This is a genomic window from Streptomyces sp. NPDC029151 (assembly GCF_055564315.1).
On record NZ_JBVHWQ010000016.1, the window covers coordinates 22,298 to 41,662 of the forward strand.

General features: G+C 73.8%; 16 protein-coding genes. 2 read left to right on the forward strand and 14 right to left on the reverse strand.

All coding sequences use genetic code 11. The features are described from left to right. The first annotated feature begins 16 nt into the window (after positions 1-16). Complete coding sequence (locus ACZ4VF_RS36120; RefSeq protein WP_467931351.1) at positions 17-1,015, forward strand: aldo/keto reductase; 999 nt, start codon at positions 17-19, stop codon at positions 1,013-1,015. A gap of 101 nt (positions 1,016-1,116) precedes the next feature. Further along, on the forward strand, positions 1,117-2,280 hold the full coding sequence (locus ACZ4VF_RS36125; RefSeq protein WP_467931352.1) for a PQQ-dependent sugar dehydrogenase: 1,164 nt from the start codon (positions 1,117-1,119) through the stop codon (positions 2,278-2,280). Here the strand turns inward: ACZ4VF_RS36125 and ACZ4VF_RS36130 are convergent. From ACZ4VF_RS36130 to ligA, 14 genes are all read right to left on the reverse strand, one after another. Then, entirely contained in the window at positions 2,277-2,534 is a 258-nt protein-coding gene (locus ACZ4VF_RS36130; RefSeq protein WP_467931354.1) for a DUF6191 domain-containing protein, read from the reverse strand. The genes ACZ4VF_RS36125 and ACZ4VF_RS36130 overlap by 4 nt on opposite strands. A gap of 37 nt (positions 2,535-2,571) precedes the next feature. Further along, entirely contained in the window at positions 2,572-5,610 is a 3,039-nt protein-coding gene (locus ACZ4VF_RS36135) for a helix-turn-helix transcriptional regulator (RefSeq protein WP_467931445.1), read from the reverse strand. A gap of 260 nt (positions 5,611-5,870) precedes the next feature. After that, entirely contained in the window at positions 5,871-6,059 is a 189-nt protein-coding gene (locus ACZ4VF_RS36140) for a hypothetical protein (protein WP_467931355.1), read from the reverse strand. Between the two features lie 204 nt (positions 6,060-6,263). Beyond that, the gene (locus ACZ4VF_RS36145; protein ID WP_467931356.1) at positions 6,264-6,848 is read right to left on the reverse strand and encodes a hypothetical protein; all 585 of its coding nucleotides are present in this window, start codon (positions 6,846-6,848) and stop codon (positions 6,264-6,266) included. A 35-nt stretch (positions 6,849-6,883) separates the two neighbouring features. After that, complete coding sequence (locus tag ACZ4VF_RS36150; RefSeq protein ID WP_467931358.1) at positions 6,884-7,459, reverse strand: GNAT family N-acetyltransferase; 576 nt, start codon at positions 7,457-7,459, stop codon at positions 6,884-6,886. After that, entirely contained in the window at positions 7,437-9,668 is a 2,232-nt protein-coding gene (locus ACZ4VF_RS36155; RefSeq protein ID WP_467931446.1) for an MMPL family transporter, read from the reverse strand. The genes ACZ4VF_RS36150 and ACZ4VF_RS36155 overlap by 23 nt, the downstream gene beginning before the upstream one ends. 112 nt (positions 9,669-9,780) lie before the next feature. Further along, entirely contained in the window at positions 9,781-10,152 is a 372-nt protein-coding gene (locus ACZ4VF_RS36160) for a hypothetical protein (RefSeq protein ID WP_467931359.1), read from the reverse strand. A gap of 126 nt (positions 10,153-10,278) precedes the next feature. Then, on the reverse strand, positions 10,279-11,793 hold the full coding sequence (gene gatB / locus ACZ4VF_RS36165) for an Asp-tRNA(Asn)/Glu-tRNA(Gln) amidotransferase subunit GatB (protein WP_467931360.1): 1,515 nt from the start codon (positions 11,791-11,793) through the stop codon (positions 10,279-10,281). Positions 11,794-11,809: 16 nt separating this feature from the next. Beyond that, complete coding sequence (locus tag ACZ4VF_RS36170; RefSeq protein ID WP_161292640.1) at positions 11,810-12,049, reverse strand: hypothetical protein; 240 nt, start codon at positions 12,047-12,049, stop codon at positions 11,810-11,812. Beyond that, entirely contained in the window at positions 12,046-13,539 is a 1,494-nt protein-coding gene (gatA, locus tag ACZ4VF_RS36175) for an Asp-tRNA(Asn)/Glu-tRNA(Gln) amidotransferase subunit GatA (RefSeq protein ID WP_467931362.1), read from the reverse strand. The genes ACZ4VF_RS36170 and gatA overlap by 4 nt, the downstream gene beginning before the upstream one ends. A 4-nt stretch (positions 13,540-13,543) precedes the next feature. Then, on the reverse strand, positions 13,544-13,840 hold the full coding sequence (gene gatC, locus ACZ4VF_RS36180) for an Asp-tRNA(Asn)/Glu-tRNA(Gln) amidotransferase subunit GatC (protein WP_031117542.1): 297 nt from the start codon (positions 13,838-13,840) through the stop codon (positions 13,544-13,546). 94 nt (positions 13,841-13,934) lie between these two features. Next, positions 13,935-14,429 carry a cupin domain-containing protein gene (locus tag ACZ4VF_RS36185; RefSeq protein ID WP_467931363.1) on the reverse strand — a complete coding sequence of 165 codons (495 nt, stop codon included), beginning with the start codon at positions 14,427-14,429 and terminating at the stop codon, positions 13,935-13,937. Positions 14,430-14,671: 242 nt separating this feature from the next. Next, on the reverse strand, positions 14,672-16,909 hold the full coding sequence (locus tag ACZ4VF_RS36190) for a putative bifunctional diguanylate cyclase/phosphodiesterase (RefSeq protein ID WP_467931364.1): 2,238 nt from the start codon (positions 16,907-16,909) through the stop codon (positions 14,672-14,674). A 259-nt stretch (positions 16,910-17,168) separates the two neighbouring features. After that, positions 17,169-19,364, reverse strand: a complete 2,196-nt coding sequence (ligA, locus tag ACZ4VF_RS36195; protein WP_467931366.1) for an NAD-dependent DNA ligase LigA — start codon at positions 19,362-19,364, stop codon at positions 17,169-17,171. Position 19,365 lies beyond the last annotated feature (1 nt).

A 19,365-nucleotide genomic window follows, 5' to 3' on the forward strand; every position in this document is an offset into this window, starting at 1 on the left:
GGAGGTTCACGAGCAGGTGGAGCGCAGGACGATCGGCGCGGGGGGACTCGCGGTGGGGGCCGTCGGACTCGGGTGCATGCCGATGAGCTGGGCGTACAGCGGTTCCCGGCAGCGGGGGGAGGAGTCGCTCAGAACCGTGCACCGGGCCCTCGACCTGGGCTCGGACCTCCTGGACACCGCGGACATGTACGGCCCGTTCACCAACGAGCTGCTGCTGGGCCGGGTGCTGAGGGAGCGGCGCCGGGAGGCCTTCGTGTCGACGAAGGTGGGGCTGCTGGTGGGCGAGCAGCACATCGTGGCCAACGGCCGCCCCGGTTATGTGCGGCGGGCCTGCGACGCCTCGCTGCGCCGGCTCCAGACGGACGTGATCGACCTGTACCAGCTGCACCGCGCCGATCCGGAGGTGCCCGTCGAGGAGACCTGGGGCGCGATGGCGGACCTGGTGCGGGCCGGGAAGGTGCGGGCGCTGGGCCTGTGCGCGGTGGGCGCGCGCGGCGGGCGCCGCACGGGCGCGGGGCTGTACGACACGACGCTGCGCCAGTTGCAGCGCGTGCAGCAGGTGTTCCCGGTGAGCGCGGTGCAGGCGGAGCTGTCGGTGTGGTCGCCGGAGGCGCTGCGGGCGCTGCTGCCGTGGTGCGAGGCGCGGGGCGTGGGCTTCCTGGCGGCGATGCCGTTGGGCAACGGCTTCCTGACCGGGACGCTGACGCCGGGCGAGGGCTTCGAACCGGACGACGTACGGGCCCGGCACCCCCGGTTCACCGCCGAGATGATGGCGGCGAACCAGCCGATCGTGGCGGGGCTGCGGCGCATCGCGCGCCGGCACGGTGAGGACGTCACCCCGGCCCAGGTGGCGCTGGCCTGGGTGCTGGCGCAGGGCCCGCATGTGATCGCGCTGCCGGGCACCAAGCGGGATCGGTGGGCCGCGCAGAACGCGGCGGCCGCGGGACTGCGGCTGACCCCGCAGGACCTGGCGGAGGTGGCCCGGCTGCCGGCGGCCCAGGGGTCGTGGGACTGAGGTTCCCCCCGACGGGTGCCGCGGTCCGGGAACCCGGCGGGGTACGAGCGGTGTTGGACGGGGAAAGAGCGTGCCGTGCGGACCGCCGCGTCGAAGGGACCGTGATCGTGCGACGTCGAGCTGTACCGGCCGCCCTGGCCGTGACCGCCCTGCTGCTGACGGCCGGCTGCTCCTCCGGCGGGGACGGCGGGACGGACGGCGGCGGGCGGACGGCGACCGGGAGCGCGCCGGGCGCCTCCGCCCCGCGGGCCACCGGTTCCCCGCCTCCGGCCAAGGGCTCGGTGCGGGTGCTGCGCACGGTGGCCGAGGGGCTGAAGACCCCGTGGGGGCTGGCGCCGCTGCCCGGGGGCGGGCTGCTGGTGTCCTCCCGGGACGAGGGCACGATCAGCAGGATCGACGGGAAGACGGGCCGGACCACCGAGCTGGGCACGGTCTCCGGGGTCTCTCCGGCCGGCGAGGGCGGCCTGCTGGGCATCGCCCTCTCCCCCGGCTTCGCCAAGGACCACATGATCTACGCCTACTTCACCTCCGCCTCGGACAACCGCGTCGTGCGCATGCTGTACGACGACAAGAAGCCGGCCGGTGAGCAGCTGGGCGCCCCCGACACGGTGTTCAAGGGCATCCCGAAGGGTCTCGTCCACAACGGCGGCCGGATCGCCTTCGGCCCGGACGGCATGCTGTACGCGGGCACCGGCGAGAGCGGGCGGAAGGGCCTGGCGCAGGACGGGAAGTCGCTGGGCGGCAAGATCCTGCGGCTGACCCCGGACGGCGAACCGGCCCCGGGCAACCCCTTCCCGGGCTCACCGGTGTACTCCTTGGGCCACCGCAATGTGCAGGGCCTGGCCTGGGACGACCGGCAGCGGCTGTTCGCCTCGGAGTTCGGGCAGGACACCTGGGACGAGCTGAACGCGATCAAGCCGGGCGGGAACTACGGCTGGCCGGAGGCCGAGGGCCGGTCCTCCGACACCCGCTTCCAGAACCCGCTGGCCCAGTGGCACACCGACGACGCCTCCCCCAGCGGCATCGCCTGGGTGGACGGCGTGATCTGGACGGCGGGCCTGAAGGGCGAGCGCCTGTGGCGCGTCCCGCTGAACGGCACCTCGGCGGCGGCCGGCCCGCAGGCCTTCCTCACGGGCACCTACGGCCGCCTCCGCACGGTCGTCCCGGCGGGCGGGGACCGGCTGTGGCTGGTGACCAGCAACACGGACGGCCGTGGCACCCCGAAGAAGGGGGACGACCGGGTGCTGGAGGTGCGGGTGCGCTAGGGCCTCTCTTTCGGATCAGTCCGGCTCCGGGCGACGGTGCCTGCCGGCCGCTCCTCCGGCTCCGGACCGGCCGGTTCGGTCCCGGCCGGGTCCGGTTCCGGCAGGCGTATCACCGCTCTGCCGGAGGCGAGGTCGATCGGGCCGCGACCGGGGTCGCTGTCGCCCACGTCCTCGCGGGTCAGTTCCAGTCGTCTCCGTTCGTCCCGGGTGTGCTGACGACCGGGTGCGAACAGTTCCTCGAACGCGTCGAACACGGCTCCCCCTCAGTGCCGGTTTCCTTCAGCGTAGGTCTCATCCCGGCGTTTCGGCCCCGAGCGTCCCGGCCGCGAACAGTCCCAGCCGGTGCGCCACCGCCGCAGCCTCGCCGCGGCCCGAGACGCCGAGCTTGCCGAGGATGTGGGAGACGTGGACGCTCGCGGTCTTCGGGGAGATGAACAGTGCCTCGGCTATCTGGCGGTTGGTGCGGCCGGCCGCGACCAGGCCGAGCACGTCCCGCTCACGGTTGGTGAGGCCGAGCGCCGCGACCGGGTCCGCGGGGGCCCGGCGGCCGGCGCCGGCCGGGGTGAGGCGGGCGCGCTGGGCGAGCCGGGTGACGGCGTCGGCCAGGGGCCGGGCGCCGAGGTGGGCGGCGACGGCGGCGGCGAGCCGGAGCAGCTCGCCCGCGCGGTCGCGTTCGTCGTCGCCGCCCTCGGCCAGCAGCGCCGCGGCGAGCCGGTGGCGGAGCCGGGCGAGGTCGTAGGGCCGGTCCAGGCACTCGAAGGCGGCGACGACCGGGGACCAGGTGTCCGGGGTGTCCCGGCCCTCGGCGCGGAGCAGTTCGGCGCGGGTCCACTGGGCGTAGGCCTGCCAGAGCGGCACGCCGGTGGTGAGGGTCCGTACCGCGGCGGAGAGCCGGTCGAGGATCTCCGCGCGGCCGGGCCGTGCGGCGGGCAGGGTGCGGGCGTCGGCCTCCGCGGTGGCGGCGGCCAGCAGCAGCGGCCAGCCGTAGCGGTGGGTGCCGGTCGGGAACCCGGCGTCCACGGCCGGGAGCAGGGCCGCGCGGGCGTCGGTGATCCGGCCCTCGGCGGCGGCGATCCCCAGGGTGATGCGGGTCAGCGGCAGCAGGTGCTGGGGCATCGGGTCGTGCGTGCCGTACCGGGCGTGGGCGGCGGCGAGGTGCCGGCCCGCCTCGGCGAGGTCGCCGCGGCCCAGGGCGAGGTGGGCCAGGCGCAGGGCACCCGCGCCGCGGGGCTTGGCGCTGTGGCCGATCCGGGTCGCGTGCGCGGCGGCCTCGGCTGCCTCCGCCCACTGACCGAGGGAGTACAGGGCCTCGGACAGGTTGGCCCACGCCCACGCCCCGGAGTCCAGCAGTCCGTACCCGCGGCAGAACTCGATGCCCTCGCGCAGCAGGGGGACGGCCTCCCGGTCCCGGCCGACGCTCTGCAGCGCGGACGGCAGGTTCACGTAGACGCGGCCCGTGACGTGGTGCATGCCCTCCGCGCGGGTGTCGCCGAGGACCTGCCGCATCTGCGCGAGCCCGGTCTCCGGGTCGCCGGACTCCACCGTCAGCACGCCGAGGGTGAGGCGGGCGTGCAGTTCGGTCTCGCGGGCGCCCACCATCCGCGCGTACTCCACGGCCCGCTCGGCGGCGGCGAGGGCGTCGGGGCCGGGGCGGCGCTGCATGGACCAGCTGGCGGCGACCGCCAGTACCTCGGCGTGCACCTCGGACGGTGGCAGGCCGCGCACCAGGTCCTGGGCGGTGCCCAGTTCCTGCCAGCCGTCGCCGCGCGCCAGGGCCTGGACCAGCCGGGCGCGCTGCACCCAGAACCAGGCCGCGCGCAGGGGGTCGGGCTCCTCGGCCAGGAGGCGCAGGGCGCGCTTGGTGATCTTCAGGGCGCGTTCGCGTTCCCCGCCGAAGCGGCCCGCGACGGCCGCCTCGGCCATCAGGTCGAGGTAGCGCAGCGGGGTGGTGGCCGGGTCGCAGCCGCACGGGGGGTAGACCTCGGTGTAGTCGACCGGGCGCAGGGCGCGGCGCACCTCCTCCGGGGCGGTGTCCCACAGTTCCATCGCCCGCTCCAGCAGCCCGAGTTGCTCGGCGTAGGCGTGCCGGCGGCGGGCGACGACGGCGGCGGCCAGGACGGCGGGCAGGGCCTTGGCGGCGTCGTGGGCGTGGTACCAGTAGCTGGCCAGGCGCATCACGCGGGCGTCGGCGGGGACCAGCGTCGGATCGGCCTCCAGGGCTTCGGCGTAGCGGCGGTTGAGCCGGGAGCGTTCGCCGGGCAGCAGGTCGTCGGCGACGGCCTCGCGGACCAGGGAGTGCCGGAAGCGGTAGCCGTCGCCGGAGCGGGCGACGGCGAGGAGGTTGGCGCCGACGGCGGCCCGCAGCGCCTCGATGAGGTCGTCCTCGGTGAGCTGGGCCACGGCGGCGATGAGCCGGTACTCCACCGTGGAGCCGCCCTCGGCGACGACGCGGGCGACCCGCTGGGCGCTCTCGGGCAGTGCCTCGACCCGGACCAGGAGCAGGTCGCGCAGGGAGTCGGTGAGCCCGGCGCAGTCGCCCCGGGCGGCGGCGACGGCGAGTTCCTCGATGAAGAAGGCGTTGCCGTCGGAGCGGGCGTAGATCTCGTCCACCTGGGCCGGGGTGGGTTCGGCGGCGAGGATGCCGGCGATCTGCCGGCCGGCCTCCTCGCGGGTGAAGCGGGCGAGTTCGATGCGGCGGACGGTGCGCAGCCGGTCCAGTTCGGCGAGCAGGGGGCGCAGCGGGTGGCGGCGGTGGATGTCGTCGGAGCGGTAGGTGGCCAGGACGAGGAGGCGGCCGGCGCGCAGGGTGCGGAAGAGGTAGGCGAGGAGGTGGCGGGTGGAGGCGTCGGCCCAGTGCAGGTCCTCCAGGACGAGGACGACCGGGTGTGCGGCGGCGACCCGCTCCAGCAGCCGGGCGGTGAGTTCGAACAGGCGGGCCATGCCCTGCTCGTCGTGGCGGCCGGCGCCGGCCTCGCCGAGGTCGGGCAGCAGCCGGGCCAGCTCCTCCTCCTGGCCGGCCGCGGCGGCGGCGAACTCCTCGGTCAGGGCGTCACGGAGGGCGCGCAGTGCGGTGGAGAAGGGGGCGAAGGGCAGCCCGTCGGCGCCGATCTCCACGCAGCCGCCGGCGGCGACGACGGCACCCTGCCGGGCCGCGGCCGCGGCGAACTCCTCCACGAGGCGGGTCTTGCCGACGCCTGCCTCGCCGCCGAGCAGCAGCGCCTGCGGCTCGGCCGCGGCGGCACGGGCGAGCGCGTCGTCGAGCGTGTCCAACTCGTCGGTGCGGCCGACGAACACGGGACTGACGGACCTGGTCTCCACGGGCCCGAGCATCGCACGGGGGCGGGACGACCGGTCACCGGTTTTCCACAGCCCCGGTGTGATCGTCGTACCGACGGCCGGAGGAGTCGCACGGTCCACGGCCGGAGCGACACCGTCCGCGGCCGGAGCAGCACCGGCGGCCGGAGCCGTACCGGTGGGCCGCGAAGTCGCGCCCACGGCCGGAAGGGCCGTACGGCTCCCCTGCCGGAGAGCCGTACGACCCTGTTCCGTCGAGCGGCCGACCCCCGTACGGCCGCCCCGCGCCCCCGTGGTCACGCGGTGCGCGGGGACCGCAGCCGTCGGGGGCGGTCCGTATGGGACTCGGCGGCCGCGGCCCCGTGGCCGGCGTCCGCGCGGCGGGCGGCGCGGAGGGCGCGGACGGCCTCGCGGGCCAGGCGGTGCTGCTGCGCCTCGCGGCGCAGTTCCGCGGACCGCATCCGGTGGAGTTCGAGCTCGTACATGGCGGGTCCTTCCGAGGAGCCGGTTTCGTGGTGGTCGTGCCTCGCGTTCTGCGATGACTCCACTTTCGTCCTCCGGCGGGGTCCGCCACATCGGGAGAGTTCCGCATCTTCGGCCGGCCTGCGTCCCGTACGCGCGCGTAAGGGGCCTTAGGAGGCCCGTGAGATGCTCACGGACTCCCTAAGGCCCCTGGGAGCTGCGGTCCGTCAGCCGGCCGAGGGCAGGCCGAGGAGCGCGTCGGAGTACTTCAGGACGGCCAGGAGCAGGCCGATGACGCCGAGCGAGACACCCGCCCAGGCGACCGACCTGATCCAGGGGACCTGCGGGCGGCCGGGGACGCCGAACGCGGGCCGGACCAGCACGACCACGCCGGTGACCAGCGCGGCCAGCGCGAACAGGCCGGCCCACAGGGCGGTGGTGTGCCAGGCGTCGCCGTAGACCTCCTTGAGCTGCGTGGCGACGCTCGCGCCGGTGGAGGTGTGCAGCTGGCCGACGAGCTGCTCCCGGGCGCCGGCGACGGTGCCGACCCAGCCGCCGCTGAGCGAGACCAGTCCGAGGGCCGCGGAGACGACGGCTCCGGCGCCCTGGCCGGCCCCGGAGGGCACGCGGTCACCGGCCGCGTCCTCCGGCTCGTCGCCCTCCGCCGGGGAGGCGAGCGCCTCGCCCTCGCCGGTGTCGTCCACCGCGGCCTGCGCCCCGGTCCCCTCCTCGGTGGTGCCGGCCGCCACCGTCCCGTCGTCCTTGTGCGCCTCGGTGCCGGCCTCGGCGCCTTCCGCTGTCTTCGTTGCCATGCCCGGCACCGTACGGACGCTGTCTGAGAGGTGTCTTAATGATCGTCGCGCGCGCTGCGCGCGCGTGCCGCACGCCACTCGGGTGCGAGCACCGCCCAGATCTCGGTGCTGGTGCGCGCCCCGTGGTGCGGGTAGTTCTCGCGGAGCACGCCCTCGCGGGTCATCCCGAGCCGCCGGGCGACGTTGATGCTCGGCTCGTTGGCCGAGGACACGCGCCACTCCACCCGGTGCATCCCGCGCTCCTCGACGGCCCAGTCGAGCAGCACCCGCATCCCTCGGGTGACCAGCCCCCGTCCGGCCGCCGCCGGCTCCAGCCAGCAGCCGGCCTCGCAGACCCCGCTCGGGGTGTCCCAGACGCGGAACAGCAGCCCGCCCACGAGCGTGCCGTCCAGCCAGATCCCGTGCAGGCTGCCGGCGTCGGCACCGCGCTTGTCGGCGTACGATTTCAGCCAGGCACGGGCGCCGGCCAGGTCGGCCACCGCGTCCGCCAGGCCGATGTGCCGGCCGATGAACTCCCGCCCCCGGTCGATGTTGGCCAGCAGCTCCTCGGCGTGCCACACCTCCAGGGGCCGCAGTTCGGCGCCGTCCTCACCGAGCGATATCGCGTACATCGTGCCGTTCTTCCTTCCGCAGTTCGTGCACCGGGACCGGGCCGAGCCTCTCATGCGCGGCACGGCGCTCGGGCGGCTCGATGCCGACGCGCGGCAGGCGGCGCCGCATCCAGCGGGGCAGCCACCAGTTGGCGGCGCCGAGCAGGTGCATCAGGGCGGGCACGAGGAGCGTACGCAGGACGAAGGCGTCGACGGCGACCGCGGAGGCGAGCGCGATGCCGAACATGGCGATGACCCGGTCACCGCTGAGCACGAAGGCGAGGAACACCGAGATCATGATGACCGCGGCCGAGTTGATCACCCGGCTGGTCTCGGCGAGGCCCACGCGGACGGCGCGCCGGTTGTCGCCGGTAGCCAGCCACTCCTCGTACATCCGGCCGACCAGGAAGACCTGGTAGTCCATGGAGAGCCCGAAGAGCACCGAGACCATGACCACCGGCAGGAAGGGTTCGACGGGGCCCGCGCGGCCGAGGCCGAGCGGTTCGCCGCCCCAGCCCCACTGGAACACGGCGACGACGACGCCGAACGCGGCGGCGACGGCGGCGACGTTCATCGCGGCGGCCTTCAGCGGCACGCCGAGCGAGCGGAAGGCGACCAGCAGCAGGAGGCAGCCGACGCCGACCACCCCGCCGACGAACAGCGGCAGTTTGCCGACGATGACCTCCGCGAAGTCGTCGTAGCCGGCGGTGACCCCGCCCACCCGCACGTCCAGCGAGGTGCCGTGCCGCGCGCGCGGGAGCACACGGGTGCGCAGCCGGTCGACCAGGTCGCTGGTGGCCTCCGACTGCGGCGCGGACCCGGGGACGACGGTGAGGTACGCGGTGTCCCCGCCGGTGGCGTAGGTCACCGGGGTGACGGAGGCGACGCCCGGGGTGGCGCGCAGGGTGGCGTCGAGGTTGTCCAGGGCGAGCTTGTCGTCGCCTCCGTCGACCCGGGTCACCAGCGTCAGCGGCCCGTTCACACCGGGTCCGAAGCCCTCGGCGAGCAGGTCGTAGGCCTTGCGGGTGGTGGCGGTGCGGGGGTCGTTGCCCTGGTCGGAGGTGCCGAGGCGGAGCGAGAGGGAAGGCAGGGCGAGCACCGCGACGACCAGGAGGGCGAGCGAGCCGAGCAGCTTGGGGTGGCGTTCGACCAGGGCCGACCAGCGGGCCGCGAGACCGGTGGGCAGCTCGGGGCGTGGCCCCTCCTCGGCGAGCCGGCGCCGTTCGCGGCGGCTGAGCGCGCGCGTGCCGAGGTACGACAGCAGGGCGGGCAGCAGGGTCACGGAGGCGGCGACGGTGAGCACGACCGTCAGGCAGGCGGCGACGGCGACCCCGTCCAGGAAGCCCAGCCGCAGTGTCAGCATCCCCAGCAGGGCGATGCACACCGTCGCGCCCGCGAAGACGACGGCGCGTCCGGTGGTGGCGACGGCGTGCTCGGCGGCCTCGGCGACGCCCAGGCCGCGTTTCAGGGCGCGCCGGTGTCTGGTGACGATGAACAGGGCGTAATCGATGCCCACGCCGAGGCCGATCAGCGTGCCGAGCACGGGCGCGAAGTCGGCGACCGTCATGACGTGTCCGAGCAGCCCGGTGCCCGCGTACGCGGTGCCGACACCGACCAGCGCGGTGGCGATCGGCAGCAACGAGGCGGCGAGCGAACCGAAGGCGAGGTAGAGGACGACGGCCGCGACGAGCACCCCGACCACCTCGGCGGTGTGCCCGCGCGGGGACTCGGTGCGCCCGATCGCGCCGCCGCCCAGCTCCACCTGGAGTCCCCCGCCCGCGGCGGCCCGGGCGGTGCGTACGACGGCCTCGGCCTCGGCCGGGTCGACGTCCTCGGCCGGCCGGGCGAAGGTGACGGTGGCGTAGGCGGTACGGCCGTCGGCGCTGATCCGGTGGGTGTCCTGGTCGCCGTACGGCCCCGAGACCGAGGCCACGCCGGGCAGGGCGGCGATCCGGCGCAGGGTGCGGGTCATGGTCTGCTCGACGTCGGGGGCGCGGACCGTGCCGCCGGCGGTGTGCCAGACGACGGTGTCGCTGTCGCCGGCCAGGCCCGGGAAGGCGTCCTGGAGCAGCCGGGCCGCGCTGCCGGACTCGGTGCCGGGGACCTCGTAGTCGTCCGTGTACGCCGAACCGGCCAGGGCCGCGCCCGCCGTGACCCCGCCGAAGGCGAGGAGCCACAGCAGGACGGTGGTCAGGCGGTGCCGGACACACCAGCGCGCGAGGTCTGCCACGGGCATGCTCCCAGAAGACGATGTGTGATCTTTCGCCGGGAACAAACACCCATAAACCGGATGTAGCCCGCAGTGGCTGCGGGATCCGTCCGTACCGTGCGGAGGCGGGACGTCAGTCGAACTGGTCTCCGAGCGCCATGACCATCGTCCCGGCGACCAGCAGCCACAGGGCCCTGCGGGTACGGCCCCGGAGGCCGAGCACCCCCGCGAGGGAGCAGACGGCGGCACCGAGGGCGTAGGCGGCGGGTACGAGCACCGGGGCGGAACCGGCGGCCCTGAGCAGCGCGGCGGCCAGCCCGGCGAGCGTCAGCAGCGCGCCGGTGCCGGCCGCGGCCCACCGCGCCCGACGGGCATCCCCGGCGTGCTCCCCGTGCTCCTCGTGCTCGTCGTAGGCCTCGTATTCCTCGTATTCCTCGAGCTCCTCGTGCTCGCCGCCGGCCGCGGTTATCGGAGGCTCGGTGCCGGAATCAGTGCGTCCACTCATGGCGGGCGAGCGTACCGCCTCCGGTGGGGAGGCCCCGGCAGGGGGGCGGCGCCCTCGGCCGGGGACGCGCGGACAGCAGTACGGCCCCGGAGGGCGCGCCTCCGGGGCCGTACGGCGGAACGGGGCTCAGCCCTCGGCGACGCCCAGCTTCTCCAGGATCAGCTCCTTGACGCGGGCCGCGTCGGCCTGGCCGCGGGTGGCCTTCATGACCGCGCCGACCAGGGCGCCGGCCGCGGCCACCTTGCCGCCGCGGATCTTGTCCGCGACACCCGGGTTGCCGGCGATGGCCTCCTCGACGGCGGCGGTCAGCGCGCCCTCGTCCGAGACGACCTTCAGACCGCGCTTGTCCACGACCTCGTCCGGGGTGCCCTCGCCGGCGAGGACGCCCTCGATGACCTGACGGGCCAGCTTGTCGTTCAGGTCGCCCTTGGCGACCAGCTCGGTGACCCGCGCCACCTGCTGCGGCGTGATCGCCAGCTCGTCCAGCGTCTTGCCGGACTCGTTGGCGCTGCGGGCCAGTTCGCCCATCCACCACTTGCGGGCGGAGGCCGCGTCGGCACCGGCGTCGATCGTGGCGACGATCAGGTCCAGCGCGCCGGCGTTCAGGATCGCCTGCATGTCGGTGGCGGAGATGCCCCACTCGGCCAGCAGCCGGGTACGGCGGGCCAGCGGCAGCTCGGGCAGGGCCGCGCGGATCTCCTCGACCCACGCGCGCGAGGGCGCGACCGGCACCAGGTCGGGCTCCGGGAAGTACCGGTAGTCCTCGGCCTCCTCCTTCACGCGGCCCGAGGTCGTGGACCCGGTGTCCTCGTGGAAGTGGCGGGTCTCCTGGACGATCGTGCCGCCGCCGGAGAGGACGGCCGCGTGCCGCTGGATCTCGAAGCGGGCCGCGCGCTCCACCGAGCGCAGGGAGTTGACGTTCTTCGTCTCCGAGCGCGTGCCGAACTTCTCGCTGCCCTTCGGCATCAGCGAGAGGTTCACGTCGCAGCGCATCTGGCCCATCTCCATGCGGGCCTCGGACACGCCGAGGGCACGGATCAGCTCGCGCAGCTCGCGGACGTACGCCTTCGCCACCTCGGGGGCGCGCTCGCCGGCGCCCACGATCGGCTTGGTGACGATCTCGATGAGCGGGATGCCGGCGCGGTTGTAGTCCAGCAGGGAGTGGGACGCGCCGTGGATGCGGCCGGTGGCGCCGCCGACGTGCGTCGACTTGCCGGTGTCCTCCTCCATGTGGGCGCGCTCGATCTCCACGCGGAAGGTCTCGCCGTCCTCCAGCTGCACGTCGAGGTAGCCGTTGAAGGCGATCGGCTCGTCGTACTGGGAGGTCTGGAAGTTCTTCGGCATGTCCGGATAGAAGTAGTTCTTCCGGGCGAAGCGGCACCACTCGGCGATCTCGCAGTTCAGCGCGAGGCCGATCTTGATCGCGGACTCGACGCCGGTCGCGTTGACGACCGGGAGCGCGCCGGGCAGGCCGAGGCAGACCGGGCAGGTCTGGGTGTTCGGACCGGCGCCGAGCGAGGTCGAACAGCCGCAGAACATCTTGGTCTTGGTGCCGAGTTCGACATGGACCTCGAGGCCCATGACGGGGTCGTACGACGCCAGCGCGTCCTCGTACGACACCAGGTCGGTCGTGGTGGTCACGGTGAAAACTTCCCTCTCAGCCCAGCAGGACGTCGTCGTCGCCCAGCCGCTTCAGCTCGCGGTAGAGGATGGCGAGGCCGGTGGCGATGCCGGCGGCGGTGACGACGGCGTCGACGAGCCGCAGCGTGTCGTTCTCGGCGCGGGCCTTCTTGATCTGCTTCATGGCGCCGACCGCGCCGAACGCGGTGGCGGCCATGGACAGGTACGTACCGGACTTGGACTTCTTGAAGCCCTTGGCCTTGGTCAGTGCGCTCACAGCGACGGTGCCTCCTCCAGCAGCGGGTGACCCCACTTTTCCACGAAGGCGGCCTCGACGGCGGCGCCCACCTTGTACAGCCTGTCGTCCTTCATCGCCGGGGCGATGATCTGCAGGCCCACCGGGAGGTTGTCCTCCGGGGCGAGGCCGCAGGGCAGGGACATGGCCGCGTTGCCCGCCAGGTTGGTCGGGATGGTGCACAGGTCCGCGAGGTACATCGCCATCGGGTCGTCGGTGCGCTCGCCGATCGCGAAGGCGGTGGTCGGGGTCGTCGGGGAGACGATCACGTCGACCTGCTCGAAGGCCTTCTCGAAGTCACGCGTGATGAGCGTGCGGACCTTCTGCGCGGAACCGTAGTACGCGTCGTAGTAACCGCTCGACAGGGCGTACGTGCCGAGCATGACGCGGCGCTTCACCTCGGGGCCGAAGCCCGCCTCACGGGTGAGGGAGGTGACCTCCTCGGCCGAGTGGGTGCCGTCGTCGCCCGTGCGCAGGCCGTAGCGCAGACCGTCGAAGCGGGCGAGGTTGGAGGAGCACTCGGACGGCGCGATCAGGTAGTACGCCGACAGGGCGAGGTCGAAGGACGGGCAGTCCAGCTCGACGATCTCGGCGCCCAGCTCCTTCAGCAGCTCGACCGACTCGTCGAAGCGCTGGACGACGCCGGCCTGGTAGCCCTCGCCGCGGAACTGCTTGACCACGCCGACGCGCATCCCCCGGACGCTGCCGTTGCGGGCGGCCTCGACGACCGGCGGGACCGGGGCGTCGATGGAGGTGGAGTCCAGCGGGTCGTGTCCGGCGATCACCTCGTGCAGCAGGGCCGCGTCCAGGACCGTACGGGCGCAGGGACCGCCCTGGTCGAGGGAGGAGGAGAACGCCACCATGCCGTAGCGGGACACCGCGCCGTAGGTCGGCTTCACGCCGACGGTGCCGGTGACGGCGGCCGGCTGGCGGATGGAGCCGCCGGTGTCGGTGCCGATGGCGAGGGGGGCCATGTGCGCGGCCAGCGCGGCGGAGGAACCGCCGCCGGAGCCGCCGGGGATCTTGGTGAGGTCCCACGGGTTGCCGGTCGGGCCGTAGGCGCTGTTCTCGGTGGAGGAGCCCATGGCGAACTCGTCCATGTTGGTCTTGCCGAGGATGACGACGTCGGCGGCCTTCAGCCGCTGGGTGACCGTCGCGTCGTACGGCGGGATCCAGCCCTCCAGGATCTTCGAGCCGACGGTCGTGGGCACGCCCTCGGTGGTGAAGATGTCCTTGAGCGCGAGCGGGACGCCGGCCAGCGGGCCGAGCTTCTCGCCACGCGCGCGCTTGTCGTCCACGGCGCGGGCCTGGGCGAGCGCGCCCTCGCGGTCGACGTGCAGGAAGGCGTGCACCTTCTCGTCGACCGCTTCGATGCGGGCGAGGTGGGCCTCGGTGACCTCGACGGCCGTCAGCTCGCCCGAAGCGATCTTCTCGGCGGTCTCGGCGGCGGTCAGCTTGATGATGTCCGTCATGGGATCAGTCCTCCCCCAGGATCTGCGGCACCTTGAAACGCTGCTGCTCCTGGGCGGGGGCGCCGGAGAGCGCCTGCTCGGGGGTGAGCGAGGGACGGACCTCGTCCGGCCGCATGACGTTCGTCAGCGGGAGCGGGTGCGAGGTCGGCGGTACGTCTTGGTCGGCGACCTCGCTGACGCGGGCGACCGCGCCGATGATGTCGTCCAGCTGGCCTGCGAAGTGGTCGAGTTCTTCGGGCTTCAGCTCCAGACGCGCCAGCCGGGCGAGGTGGGCGACCTCCTCGCGCGTGATGCCAGGCATGCAGCGATCCTCTGGGGTGAGTGTGTGTGGTTTGGGCCCAATCCTATGGGGCCGGGACCCGTGCCCGTGAAACGGTTTGCCCCGGGCCTCCCGCTCAGCGCCGCCGCCCGTCCCACGCCCGGCTCTTCAGGAAGTGGTTGTCGTACAGCTCCTGCACCTCCAGGATGCTCTCCGGGGTGGCCTCGCCGAGGCGGATGCGCTGCAGGTGGCGGAAGTACGCGAAGCGCTCGACGCCCGGCGCGATGACGATGAGCAGGTCCGCGGTGCTGCCGGGGGCGGCGGCGAAGGCGTGCGGGCGGTCCGGCGGGACGACGATCAGGTCGCCGCGGCCGGCGGTCACGACGTCGTCGCCGGAGAGGACCTCCGCCTCGCCGTCGAGCAGGTAGAACATCTCCGCGGAGTTGTGGTGCACATGCGGGCGGGCCCCGTCCGCGCCCTCGGCGAGCGTGACCCGCACGGTGGACAGCGCGCCCCCGGTGGCGCTGCTGTCGGCGAGCAGTCTGACCCCGACGGGCGCCCCGCCGACCACTTCGGCCTCGGCGTCCCGGACGAGCACGGTCTCATCGAACCTGGGCACGAACAGCGACACGGTGGATCTCCTCCTGTGAGGTGACGTCGTACGAGATGCCGTCCGGCGGCGAGGAGCGGTCCCGCACCGATCGGTACGACGATCGAGGTGGCGAAGTGGATCCCGGAGGCGACGGCGTCGTGCCGCCGTCGCACGGGTCCGGCCGGACCGCCGGGCCGGATGAGCACGCGCACCCGCGACGGCGGACGCTGCCGGTCGGCCACTTCACGGCAGACGGGGTGCGGCCGTCCCGGAGGCGGGGCCTACTCGGCGGCGGGCAGCGCGGCGCGCGGTCGCTGCCAGCCGCGGGACCCCCGCGCCAGCAGCCACGCCGTGGTCTCCTCGGGCGGCATCGCCGCGGCGACCAGCCAGCCCTGCACCGCGTCGCAGCCCAGGTCCCGCAGCCGCTCCCAGGTCTCGTCGTCCTCCACACCCTCGGCGACGACCAGCAGGCCCAGGGAATGCGCCAGGTCCACCGTGCAGCGCACGATCTCGGCGTCCTCGGTGTCGACCGCCAGCCGGGCCACGAAGGAGCGGTCGATCTTCAGCTCGCTGACCGGCAGCCGCCGCAGGTGGACCAGGGACGAGTAGCCGGTGCCGAAGTCGTCCAGGGACATCTTCACGCCGTGCGCGGTGAGGCCGGCGAGGGTGTCGGCGGCCCGCTGCGGGTCCTCCAGCAGGACGTGTTCGGTGATCTCCAGCTGGAGCGCTCCGGCGGGGACCCCGTGCCGGGCGAGGCGGGCGGCGACGGATCCGGCGAAGCCGGGTGTGTGGACGTCGCGCGGGGAGACGTTGACGGCGACCGGCACCCTGAGCCCCTGGGCGCGCCACCGGGCGACCTGTGCCAGGGCGGTCTCCAGCACGTACTCGGTGAGGTGGGGCATCAGCCCGGAGGACTCGGCTATCGCTATGAACTCGTCGGGCGGCACCTTGCCGCGCTCCGGGTGCACCCAGCGCACCAGCGCCTCCAGACCGGCCACCTGTCCGTCGAAGCGGACCTTGGGCTGGTAGTGCAGCTGCACCTCGTGCGCGTCCAGCGCCCGGCGCAGGTCGCCCAGCAGGCCGAGGCGGTCCGGGGTGTTGGAGTCCCGCTTGGACTCGTAGACCTCGACGCCCGTGCGGTCCCGCTTCGCCTGGTACATCGCGACGTCGGCGCGGCGCAGCAGTCCCTCGGCGTCCAGGGCGTGATCGGGGAAGACGGCGACGCCGGCGCTGGCCTCCAGGACGAGCGTGAGTCCGTCCAGGTCGAGCGGGGAGCTGAGGGCGGAGACGAGGCCGCGGGCGACGCGCGTGGCCGACGTGGTGGAGTCGGCGACGGGCAGTAAGACGGCGAACTCGTCACCGCCGAGCCGGGCGGCCTCCGCGCCGCGCGGCAGGGCGAGCCGGAGCCGGTCGGCGATCTGGAGCAGCAGGCGGTCGCCGGCCAGATGGCCGAGGGTGTCGTTCACCGAACGGAAACGATCGAGGTCGATCAGCATGAGGGCGGCGCGGGCCCCGATGCGCTCGGCGTCGTCCAGGGCGGTCCAGATCCGCTCCAGCAGCCACTGCCGGTTGGGCAGCCCGGTCAGCGGGTCGCGCAGCTGCTCCTCGGCGCGGGCGCGGGCCATCCACAGCGTGGAGTCCAGGGCGATGAGCGGGATGGCGAACAGCGGCAGCAGGATCGGCTGGGCGTCGGCGACGACGCACAGCAGGGGCGCGATGCCGAGCAGCGCCACGGCGACCAGCCCCTGCCTGACCAGGGCGGTACGGGCGACGGTGGGCACGCCGCCGCCGCGCGGGGCGTGCAGGTACCACAGCAGGCCGCGGCTGACCGCGAGGTAGGCGACCGCGACCAGGACGACCTGCGGGGCGGTGGCGGCGGTCCAGCTGCCGGGCCGCCAGGGGTGCTCGACGCTCGGCACCCGGCCGAACGCGCCGAGCAGCAGGGCGCCGGCGCCGATGCCGAGGACGTCCACCGCGCCGTGCAGCACTCCCTGCCGCCAGCGGTGCCGGCGGGCGATGCCGACCAGGACGACGACGGTGAGGCTGACCAGGCCGGCGGGCAGCCAGCCGTACAGCAGCAGGACGGCGAGGGTGAGGGCGGCGCCCGATCCGGTGCCGCCCCACCAGCGGGCGCGGCCCAGCATGACGAGGTGGCCGACGATGACGCCGGTCAGCAGGGCCAGCGCCCAGCCGACGGTGCCGCAGGGGAAGAGGGCGTGGTGGCCGGTGTAGGCGCGGTAGAAGCCGGCGCCCAGGGCGCATCCCGCGGCGGCGACGAGGGCCGCGGGCAGGGCCGGCCAGGACGGCTGCCGTTCGGTGTCGGCTCCGGCCAGGCCGCGGGCGGGCTCGATGGCCGGCAGCGGCGCGTGGGACTCGGCGGCGGTGCCCGGGCCGGCCGGGCGGGGCTGCGCGCCCGTACGCCCGTCGGCGCGCCCCGTCCACCGGTACCCCCGCCACGCGACCGCGCGGCGGCGCAGGCGCAGCCGTGAGTCCGGGGCGGCGCTCTCGGTCGGTTCCATTCCCGTCCCTCTCACAGCCGGCGGTGCCCACGCCACGCGGCCCGGTGCCCGACAACCATCAGCGGCTCCGCGTCGAAGAAACCTTCCCCGCGCTCCTGGAGAGCACGGCGATGCCCCAGCCGCAGCTGGGCACGGCAGGCGCACATCTCAACAGTAGGCCGCGGAAGGCTTCCACGGGCAGCGGTCTCCGACGGTTGCCCGAATGCGCCCGGGCCACCCGTATGCAACTGATATGCGCCGATCGGGTGGCCTTCAACCGCTACTCCTCGGTCGGAAGCGCGACTTCGGCCGCGGCTTCGGGGCCCTGCTCCAAAAGGACGCGGAAACCGTCCTCGTTCAGCACGGGAACCTTCAGCTGCATCGCCTTGTCGTACTTCGATCCGGGGTTGTCACCCACTACGACGAACGAGGTCTTCTTCGACACCGAACCGGTCACCTTCGCGCCCCGGCCCTGCAGCGCTTCCTTGGCTCCGTCCCGGGTGAAGTTCTCCAGCGTTCCGGTGACGACGACCGTGAGCCCCTCCAGCGGACGCGGTCCCTCGTCCTCGCCGGACGACTCGTCCTCCAGCGGGACGCCCGCGGCCTTCCACTTGCGGACGATCTCGCGGTGCCAGTCCTCGGCGAACCACTGCTTGAGCGCGGCGGCGATGATGGGGCCGACGCCGTCGGCGGCGGCCAGCTCCGCCTCGGTCGCCTGTTCGATGCGGTCGATCGACCGGAACTCGCGCGCGAGGGCCTGCGCGGCGACCGGGCCGACGTGCCGGATCGACAGCCCGTTCAGGAAGCGGGCGAGCGGACGGGACTTGGCCGCCTCGATGTTCGCCAGCAGGGCGAGGGTGTTCTTCTTCGGCTCGCCCTTCTGGTTGGCGAAGACCGTGACGACCTTCTCCTCACCCGTCTTGGGGTCGCGCTTGGGCAGACCGCTGTCCGGGTCGAGCACGTACGCCTTGATGGGCAGCAGCTTCTCCACCGTCAGGTCGAACAGGTCGCCCTCGTCCACCAGCGGCGGGTCGGCCGGCTCCAGCGGCTGGGTGAGCGCGGCGGCGGCCACGTCACCGAAGTGCTCGATGTCCAGGCACTCCCGGCCCGCCAGGTACGCGAGACGGCCTCTCAACTGCGCGGGACAGGCACGGGCGTTGGGGCAGCGGAGGTCGATGTCGCCCTCCTTCATGGGCCTGAGCGCCGTCCCGCACTCGGGGCACTCGCCCGGCATCACGAACTCCCGCTCGGTGCCGTCCCGCAGGTCCACCACCGGGCCGAGGATCTCCGGGATGACGTCACCGGCCTTGCGGAGCACGACCGTGTCGCCGATGAGGACGCCCTTGGCCTTGACGACCTCCTGGTTGTGCAGCGTGGCGAACTCGACCTCGCTGCCGGCGACCGTGACCGGCTCGACCTGGGCGTACGGCGTGACACGGCCGGTGCGGCCGACGCCCACCTTGATGTCGACCAGCTTGGTGTTGACCTCCTCCGGCGCGTACTTGTACGCGATGGCCCAGCGGGGGGCCCGGGCGGTGGAGCCGAGCCGCCCCTGGAGGCGGATCTCGTCCAGCTTGACCACGACACCGTCGATCTCGTGCTCGACGGAGTGGCGGTTCTCGCCGTAGTGGGCGATGAACCCGCGTACGCCGTCGAGGTCGTCCACCACGCGGTTGTGCGGGGAGGTGGGCAGGCCCCAGGTCTTCAGCAGGTCGTAGGCCTGGGAGAGCCGGGTCATGCCCGAGTAGCCCTCCAGGGCGCCGATGCCGTGGACGACCATGTGCAGCGGCCGGGTGGCGGTGACCCGCGGGTCCTTCTGGCGCAGCGAACCGGCGGCGGCGTTGCGGGGGTTGGCGAACGGCTTGTCGCCGGCCGCGACCAGGCGTTCGTTGAGTTCGAGGAACTTCTCCATCGGGAAGTACACCTCGCCGCGGATCTCCACCAGGTCGGGCACCTTGTCGCCCGCCAGACGGTCCGGGATCTCCGCGATCGTCCGTACGTTCGGCGTGATGTCCTCGCCGGTGCGGCCGTCGCCGCGGGTCGCCGCGCGGGTGAGGCGGCCCTTCTCGTAGGTGAGGTTGACGGCGAGGCCGTCCACCTTCAGCTCGCACAGGAAGTGGTACGTCTGGTCGCCGAGCTCCCGGGCGATGCGGTCGGCCCAGGCGGCCAGCTCGTCGTCGTTGAACGTGTTGTCCAGCGAGAGCATCCGCTGGCGGTGTTCGACCGCGGTGAACTCCGTCTCGTACGACCCCGCGACCTTCTGGGTGGGCGAGTCCGGGGTGCGCAGCTCCGGATACCGCTCCTCCAGGGCCTCCAGGGACTTCAGGAGCCGGTCGAACTCCGCGTCGCTGACGACGGGAGCGTCCTTCACGTAGTACCGGAAGCGGTGCTCCTCGATCTGCTCAGCGAGCTGCGCGTGCTTGTCACGTGCCTCGGCGGGCACTGCCGTCTCCGCCTGCTGCTTATCGCCGGCCACC

What these genes read in the sequence shown, in the direction of transcription:
- ACZ4VF_RS36135 (WP_467931445.1), bottom strand. Translation starts at nt 5,610, where the DNA reads ATGCTCGGGCCCGTGGAGACCAGGTCCGTCAGTCCCGTGTTCGTCGGC.
- ACZ4VF_RS36140 (WP_467931355.1), bottom strand. Translation starts at nt 6,059, where the DNA reads ATGTACGAGCTCGAACTCCACCGGATGCGGTCCGCGGAACTGCGCCGC.
- ACZ4VF_RS36145 (WP_467931356.1), bottom strand. Translation starts at nt 6,848, where the DNA reads ATGGCAACGAAGACAGCGGAAGGCGCCGAGGCCGGCACCGAGGCGCAC.
- ACZ4VF_RS36150 (WP_467931358.1), bottom strand. Translation starts at nt 7,459, where the DNA reads ATGTACGCGATATCGCTCGGTGAGGACGGCGCCGAACTGCGGCCCCTG.
- ACZ4VF_RS36160 (WP_467931359.1), bottom strand. Translation starts at nt 10,152, where the DNA reads ATGAGTGGACGCACTGATTCCGGCACCGAGCCTCCGATAACCGCGGCC.
- gatA (WP_467931362.1), bottom strand. Translation starts at nt 13,539, where the DNA reads ATGACGGACATCATCAAGCTGACCGCCGCCGAGACCGCCGAGAAGATC.
- gatC (WP_031117542.1), bottom strand. Translation starts at nt 13,840, where the DNA reads ATGCCTGGCATCACGCGCGAGGAGGTCGCCCACCTCGCCCGGCTGGCG.
- ACZ4VF_RS36190 (WP_467931364.1), bottom strand. Translation starts at nt 16,909, where the DNA reads ATGGAACCGACCGAGAGCGCCGCCCCGGACTCACGGCTGCGCCTGCGC.